This window comes from Alteromonas sp. AMM-1 (assembly GCF_047290655.1).
GTDB classification, from domain to species: domain Bacteria; phylum Pseudomonadota; class Gammaproteobacteria; order Enterobacterales; family Alteromonadaceae; genus Alteromonas; species Alteromonas mangrovi.
The window spans coordinates 1-6160 of record NZ_JBLBUE010000190.1; the positions used below are offsets into that span (position 1 = coordinate 1).

Here is a 6160-nt window from a genome sequence, read left to right on the forward strand (position 1 = left end):
CACTGGCAGAAGCAGGCGTTGATGCGGTGAAAGTAGGTATCGGCCCAGGTTCAATTTGTACAACCCGAATTGTTACTGGCTGTGGTGTACCGCAAATTACGGCGATTTCTGATGCGGTTGCCGCGTTGGAAGGCACCGGTATTCCGGTAATTGCTGACGGTGGTATTCGCTTCTCTGGTGATATCGCTAAAGCACTGGTTGCCGGTGCGAGTTGCGTAATGGTAGGCAGCATGCTGGCTGGTACCGAAGAAGCGCCGGGTGAAGTAGAACTTTATCAGGGACGTTACTACAAATCGTATCGCGGTATGGGTTCATTAGGTGCCATGAATCAGCGCAACGGTTCATCTGATCGCTACTTCCAGGAGAGCGACAACGCCGAGAAACTGGTACCAGAAGGCATTGAAGGCCGAGTGGCGTATAAAGGTCCTATTGCCAATATCATTCATCAGCAAATGGGCGGATTGCGTTCGGCCATGGGATTAACCGGCTGTGCCACTATCCCTGAATTGAACACTAAGCCGCAATTTGTGCGTGTAACCGCAGCGGGCATGGGCGAGTCACACGTTCACGACGTAAGCATTACTAAAGAAGCGCCTAACTACCGTTTAGGCTAAGTACATCCCGAAGCGATATTCACAGGCTGGTTTTTAAACCAGCCTGCTTATTTTTATTGGAAGGCGAGAACCATGACACAAAACATCCATAAGCATCGAATTCTTATTTTGGATTTTGGATCGCAATACACTCAACTAATTGCCCGCCGCGTGCGTGAAATCGGTGTGTACTGTGAACTCTGGGCATGGGATGTCAGCGAAGAGCAGATTAAAGAATTTAATCCAACGGGTATCATCCTGTCTGGTGGTCCGGAATCGGTAACTGAGGCGGGTTCACCACGCGCTCCTGAATATGTATACGAAGCTGGCGTGCCTGTACTGGGTATTTGTTACGGCATGCAAACCATGGCGCAACAGCTCGGTGGTCAGGTACAGGGCTCAGACAAGCGTGAATTTGGTTACGCGCAAGTGGAAGTGATCAAGTCCAGCGCATTACTGGCGCACATTGAAGATCACCTCAATGCGAACGGCAATGCCTTACTGGACGTATGGATGAGCCATGGCGATAAAGTTATCGCGATCCCGGAAGGATTCGAAACCGTTGCGCTTACGCCATCATGCCCACATGCCGCCATGGCAAACGAAGAAAAACAATTCTACGGCGTTCAGTTCCACCCGGAAGTCACTCACACCCATCAGGGCATGCGGATTTTGTCTCATTTCGTGCTGGATATTTGTAAGTGTGAAAAGCTTTGGACACCCGGTGCCATTATCGATGACGCGATCGAGCGCATCAAACAGCAAGTGGGTAACGACGAAGTCATTCTTGGTCTGTCGGGCGGGGTAGACTCCTCCGTAACCGCTATGTTGTTACACCGTGCAATCGGCGACCGCCTGACGTGTGTATTCGTAGACAACGGGTTACTTCGCTTAAACGAAGGCGAGCAGGTAATGGATATGTTTGGTGACCACTTTGGCCTGAACATCATCAAAGTGGATGCCGAAGAACGTTTCCTGGCTAAACTGGCTGGTGTAGAAGATCCAGAAGCCAAGCGCAAAGTGATTGGTAATGAGTTTGTTTACGTATTCGACGAAGAAGCCAGTAAGCGCGTTAATGCAAAATGGTTAGCGCAAGGCACGATTTATCCGGACGTAATCGAGTCTGCGGGTTCGAAAACCGGCAAAGCGCATGTGATCAAATCTCACCACAACGTGGGGGGATTACCTGAAGACATGGAACTTGGCCTGGTAGAGCCATTGCGCGAGTTGTTCAAAGACGAAGTGCGCAAAATTGGCCTGGAACTGGGTTTGCCTTACGACATGCTGTATCGCCACCCGTTCCCAGGACCAGGTTTAGGTGTACGCGTACTGGGCGAAATCAAGAAAGAGTACTGTGATTTACTGCGTCGCGCCGATGCGATCTTTATTGAAGAGCTTTACAAAGCCGATTTGTACAACAAAGTCAGTCAGGCATTTACCGTATTCCTGCCGGTTAAATCGGTAGGCGTAATGGGCGATGCCAGAAAGTACGACTGGGTTGTGTCGCTACGGGCGGTAGAAACCATCGACTTCATGACAGCACACTGGGCGCATTTACCATACGATTTCCTGGGTAATGTGTCGAACCGCATTATTAACGAAATCGACGGTATTTCCCGCGTAGTGTATGACATTTCTGGAAAGCCACCGGCAACAATTGAGTGGGAATAAATCATCAGGTAGTAAGCTACTGATTAATCGTTGATTCAATATATAGAAAGCCTTGCGATGCAAGGCTTTCTGCTGTTCCGGCATTCATAATAGTAAAGCGTGTATATTATGAATGCCTTTATCAGCACGTTAGTTGACTAACCCAGTAACGACAGTGCAGTCTGCGGCCTCTGATTAGCCTGCGCAAGCACAGTAGTGGCAGCCTGTTGCATAATTTGATTGCGGGTCAGTTCTGCTGTCGTCGAAGCAAAATCCGTATCGCGTATCCGGCTGCGTGAACTGCTTAGATTTTCTGAAATAGTCGACAGGTTGCGAATGGTTGACTGAAAACGGTTTTGCGTTGCACCGAGTTCTGCACGCACTGAGCCTATTCTGGAAATTGCACCATCGATGGTCGTCAGGCTGGTACCGCTTCCCGAACCTGAATCGGTATAGGTACCTGATGTGCCTGAGTTAGGATAAGCCGGGTTATCAGAGCTCGCTGCCATGCGAAAATTAGGCTGATTACCATTAACTGCAACTTGTGAAAATGAGGGTTCAATGGTTAGTACTGACGAGCCTAACGCACCATTAACTGCATTTAGCACCGCAGCATTATTCGCAGCATAATCTGCCATATTATTTGAGAGTGAAACCGTCACTTCCTTGTAGGAAGCGCCACCATCGTTGGATACGGCGAAGCTATAAGTTCCTGACGTTGCAGGCCCTGAAAATTGAAAGTTAAACAGCACCTGATTGGCTGATAACGCAGATGCGCCTGTGACATCATCAGGGTTGATCCCTGAGCCGGTGAGACTCAATCCATTAATTCCTAACCCCGACAGGCCAAATCCAGCCCCGGAAAACTGGGTTAATCCAACGCTAATCTGTTGCCCGGCATTCGCCCCAACCTGAAAAGCCGTACTAAACGCACCTTGCAGAATATCCTGACCGGCAAACTGGGTCGCGTTTGCGATTCGGTCAATTTCACTTAGAAGAGCATCCGCTTCTTTTTGCAGCGCATTTTTATCCGAATCGGAGTTAATCCCATTCTGTGCTTGCACAGATAGCTGGCGCAGGCGCTGTAAGTTGGCAGTGGTTTCTGCCAATGCGCCCTCGGCGGTTTGCACTAATGAGATGGCATCATTCGCATTGCGAACGCTTTGGTTCAGTCCCTGAATCTGGGAGGTCATCCTGTCTGATATTTGTAAGCCAGCTGCATCATCGGCAGCACTATTTATTCTAAAGCCGGACGACAATTGTTCAAACGCTTTACTCAGTGTATTACCTGACTCAAACAACTGCCTTTGGGCGTTTAACGACGCCACGTTGGTGTTTACATACAGCCCCATGATGGTCCTTCTACACAACTAATGAATTTGATAAAAGGCAAAGCGAAGCAGGTAAATTGGTCATTTATCTACTTACTTTAATCAATTTATTCATTATTACACCGGCCTCTCAAAACTGGTGGTCAACATACTATCGGCAGGTAAGTGTAAATATTTAGTAAATCATTGAAATTCTGTTTTTTGTTTGTTTTTTGCTCTATTTAAGCTGTTGTTTAAAAGTAGACTGCAGCAAATACCCGATATCAATTTCTTTTACTATACGCAGATGGGGCGAGGGCGGGGTTCTGCAGAACTTAATCGATTGATTACATTTGTTAAAGCTCCTTGGCTTATTCATTTTTAGTCTTTGTATTTACAGTGTTTTTACAAATTTGATCGTTGCAGAATATGTGACATAGGGTACTCTGGATAGGGAATGGACTTATACTAATGGATTAGAAATGAAGTACCGTGCAGATATCGACGGACTGCGAGCGTTGGCCGTTGGCGGTGTTGTGTTGTTTCATGCGTTTCCCCATAAAATGGCTGGTGGGTTTACCGGGGTAGATGTTTTCTTCGTCATCAGTGGTTTTTTGATTTCCAGCATTTTATTTGCCGACTGTGCGAAGCATTCGTTTTCTTTCGCTGACTTTTATGCACGTCGGGTCCGGCGGATTTTTCCGGCCTTACTGGTGGTACTAATCAGTTGCCTGGTATTCGGCTGGTTTGCGTTATCTGCCAACCAATTTCAGCTACTTGGCAAACATGCGTTAAGTGGTCTGGGCTTTATTGTTAATTTTGTACTGGTTGGCGAGGCGGGTTATTTCGATACCGCTGCAGAAACAAAACCTCTTCTTCATTTGTGGAGTCTGGCAGTAGAAGAACAATTCTATTTGTTATGGCCTTGTCTGATATTGCTCACCTGGCGCCGGGCTTTGCCAGTGGTGATAGTGCTTTGCATCATATTGTCGTTTGCAGCAAACCTGGTGTTGGTAAATAGCCAATCGGCAGGGGCTTATTTTTTGCCTTTTGGTCGGTTTTGGGAAATGCTGGCAGGCAGCCTGTTGGCGTGGGTGCTATTCAAATACAACAGGGTTACGTTGATAAAGCCAATGGTTGCCAATTCGCTCTCTGTGATAGGACTATTGTGCCTGGCCGGTGGTTATCTGGTCATCGATAAAACTGCGGCGTTTCCCGGTTACTGGGCAATGTTACCGGTAGTGGGGAGTATTTGTGTTATCGCTGCCGGCGAGGGGGGATTATTCAACCGCTGGTTACTGAGCAATCCGTTAGCGGTTTGGGCAGGATTGATCAGTTATCCTTTGTACCTTTGGCACTGGCCAGTACTGTCTTTCCTGCGCATATTAAAAGGGAGCGAGCCTGGTACGTTTGAGTTGGTATGTGCCATTGCGTTATCTGTTTTGCTAGCCTGGTTAACCTACAATCTGATAGAGAAAGGCGTTCGTCGTCAGATTTATTCAGTCAGGTCTGTCGTGAGCAGATTTGTGCCGGCATCTGCCGTGGTTGCAACTGGCGCTGCGTTAGTTGCATTTTCATTTGTCTCTAATTATCCCCGCATAACACCAGAAAAATTCAGCCAAAGTTTAACTGCCGCAACATGTAGCCAGATTTTTTCCGAATGGAACGAACTCAACGACAACACCTGCCGTTTCCAGCAAACTCACAATACGATTGCTGTTATTGGTGATTCTCATGCGGGTCATTTGTTTGATGGCTTGGCTGAAGTGGCATCTGATAAGGGGCATAGTGTTGCCTTGTTTCCAGCGTCCTGTCAGTCGCCATTAAGGGGTGTTTCATCCGGTTACATTGTTCAGAATACTGCCGAAGTCGCAACTATGCGGGAGAACGGGCATAAACTTATCAGCCAGGCACTGGACTATGTATTGGAAAGCGACCATATACAAAGTGTTGTGCTGGCGCATTCTCCGCGCTGTGATACCTCTATTAAAGATGTTATTTTGCCGCATTCTCAATCTTACCAGGAGATACTGGCCAATGGGTTTCAACGCACGTTGACGGAGCTGCAGGAAAAAGACAAGCAAGTGCTTATCGTGCTGGATAATCCCTTTTTAAAGTCCTTGCCAAATCGATGCCTGAAAAGTCGCCTACCACTTTATTCCAAGCGGGAATCGTGTATTGAAAGTGAAGAAGAGCACCGAAGTAATGAGTTGGTGAATACATATAACAAGGTAGTTGCTTCTGTCGCCGCGCAGTTCCCAAATGTAACCGTGATTGATTTAGCCTCAATACTCTGTGAAAACGGCCAGTGCACTGCAGTGGTTAATGACAAGTTACTTTATAAAGACCAGAGCCATTTATCGGTATTTGGCTCGCGTTATGTTGCTCCGTATATCTTTGAAGCGCTGGATATCTAGTTGCCTCTGTTATCCGAACAGCGAGTTTTACAATAAACACGTTAAATACTTGGGCTGCATTCTGTATGTAAGTTTTCACTTTCTTTTAACGTTATGAAAAATAAAGGGTTTAGTTGTTTCTTTAGATTGTCTTTGTATTTTAAGTCTGTCAGAAATTTTTACACCACCGAGAGTAGTGCGATTTTTAAGC

4 protein-coding genes are annotated in these 6160 nt (G+C 46.9%); 3 read left to right on the forward strand and 1 reads right to left on the reverse strand.

The annotated features are described in order from the left end of the window. Together ACLR2L_RS18035 and guaA are read left to right on the forward strand one after the other, a co-directional pair. A partial coding sequence (locus tag ACLR2L_RS18035) for an IMP dehydrogenase (RefSeq protein ID WP_413370143.1) occupies window positions 1–614 on the forward strand: 614 nt, incomplete at its 5' end. A 72-nt stretch (window positions 615–686) separates the two neighbouring features. After that, window positions 687–2264 (forward strand): glutamine-hydrolyzing GMP synthase, encoded by a 1578-nt coding sequence (guaA, locus tag ACLR2L_RS18040; RefSeq protein ID WP_413370145.1) that lies wholly within the window; start codon window positions 687–689, stop codon window positions 2262–2264. A gap of 137 nt (window positions 2265–2401) precedes the next feature. Here the strand turns inward: guaA and ACLR2L_RS18045 are convergent, their stop codons facing one another. Beyond that, window positions 2402–3595, reverse strand: a complete 1194-nt coding sequence (locus ACLR2L_RS18045) for a flagellin (protein ID WP_413370147.1) — start codon at window positions 3593–3595, stop codon at window positions 2402–2404. A 440-nt stretch (window positions 3596–4035) separates the two neighbouring features. On the opposite strand from ACLR2L_RS18045, the gene ACLR2L_RS18050 reads away from it, so the two are divergent. Then, window positions 4036–5970 (forward strand): acyltransferase family protein, encoded by a 1935-nt coding sequence (locus ACLR2L_RS18050; protein ID WP_413370149.1) that lies wholly within the window; start codon window positions 4036–4038, stop codon window positions 5968–5970. Window positions 5971–6160: the final 190 nt, after the last annotated feature.